This is a genomic window from Rhizobium sp. H4 (genome assembly GCF_003013335.1).
In the GTDB taxonomy this organism is placed as follows: Bacteria; Pseudomonadota; Alphaproteobacteria; order Rhizobiales; family Rhizobiaceae; genus Rhizobium; species Rhizobium sophoriradicis.
In genome coordinates this window covers 1-1,647 of record NZ_PSOW01000043.1, presented here as the reverse complement: position 1 = coordinate 1,647, position 1,647 = coordinate 1, and the positions used below count along the sequence as shown (strand labels likewise).

The 1,647-nt window shown below is 64.4% G+C and carries 2 protein-coding genes; both read left to right on the top strand.

Going from position 1 to position 1,647, the window contains the following annotated elements; all coding sequences use genetic code 11:
* On the top strand, positions 1-729 hold a 729-nt coding region (locus C4N04_RS31350; protein WP_245425690.1), incomplete at its 5' end, for an electron transfer flavoprotein subunit beta/FixA family protein.
* 25 nt (positions 730-754) lie between these two features.
* Positions 755-1,647, top strand: an 893-nt coding sequence (locus C4N04_RS31345) for an electron transfer flavoprotein subunit alpha/FixB family protein (RefSeq protein WP_106797762.1), incomplete at its 3' end; no start/stop codon positions are given.

Below are 1,647 nucleotides of genomic sequence, written 5' to 3'. Positions count from 1 at the left end.
AAACGGGTTGTCGACTACAACGTGAAGATCCGTGTGAAGCCGGATGGTTCGGGTGTCGAGCTTGCCAATGTGAAGATGTCGATGAACCCGTTCGACGAGATCTCGGTGGAAGAGGCGCTGCGGCTGAAGGAGGCCGGCAAGGCCGAAGAAGTGGTGGTGGTGTCGATCGGCCCGGCCAAGGCCGAGGAGACGCTGCGCACGGCCCTTGCCATGGGCGCCGACCGGGCGATCCTCATCGAGACCGACGATCAGGTCGAGCCGCTCGCCGTCGCCAAGATTCTCAAAGCGGTCGCCGATGCCGAACAGCCGGGGCTGATCATCACAGGCAAGCAGGCAATCGACGACGATTCCAACCAGACCGGCCAGATGCTGGCGGCATTGCTGGGTTCGGCCCAGGCAACCTTCGCCTCGAAGATCGAGATCGGTGACGGCAAGGCTGAGGTCACCCGCGAGGTCGACGGCGGCCTGCAGACGATCGAGATCAAGCTGCCGGCGGTCGTCACCACCGACTTGCGCCTGAACGAGCCGCGTTATGCCTCGCTGCCCAACATCATGAAGGCGAAGAAGAAGCCGCTCGACAAGAAGAGCCCGGCCGATTTCGGCGTCGATACGACGCCGCGGCTGAAGGTGTTGAAGACCGAGGAGCCGAGTGGCCGCAAGGCCGGCGTCAAGGTCAAGTCGGTCGCCGAACTGGTCGACAAGCTGAAGAACGAAGCCGGCGTGCTGTAATCGGGTTGGAACAGGAGCAACTATCATGACCATTCTTCTTCTGGCCGACCATGACGGCAATCACCTCTCCGACCAGACCGCCAAGGCGCTGACGGCGGCAAGCCAGATTGGCTCCGACGTGCATATCCTGGTCGCCGGCAAGGCCGCCAAGGGGGCGGCTGACCAGGCTGCCAAACTTTCCGGCGTCTCGAAAGTGCTGCTGGCTGAAAGCGACGCGCTTGCCAACAATCTCGCCGAGCCGCTGGCCGATCTGATCGTCTCGCTCGCCGGCTCCTACGACACGATCGTCTCGGCCGCCACCTCGGTCGGCAAGACCGTGCTGCCGCGCGTCGCTGCCCTGCTCGATGTCGCCCAGGTCTCGGAGATCATCGAGGTCGTCAGCCCCGACACCTTCAAGCGGCCGATTTATGCCGGCAATGCCATCCAGACGGTGCAGGCAAGCGATGCCAAGAAGGTCATCACCGTGCGCACCGCCTCGTTTGCTTCGGCACCGGCAAGCGGCTCTGCAACGGTCGAGGCGATCCCTGCTGCTTCCGATCCGGGTCTGTCGCGCTTCGTCGCCGATGCACTGTCGGCCTCCGACCGTCCGGAACTGACCTCGGCGAAGATCATCATCTCCGGCGGCCGGGCGCTCGGCTCGGCCGAGAAGTTCAAGGAGGTCATACTGCCGGTTGCCGACAAGCTTGGCGCTGCCGTCGGCGCGCCGCGTGCGGCCGTCGATGCCGGCTATGCCCCGAACGACTGGCAGGTCGGCCAGACCGGCAAGGTGGTGGCGCCCGATCTCTATATCGCCGCCGGCATCTCCGGGGCCATCCAGCATCTGGCCGGGATGAAGGATTCGAAGGTGATCGTCGCCATCAACAAGGACGAGGAGGCGCCGATCTTCCAGGTCGCCGACTACGGCCTCGTCGCCGATCT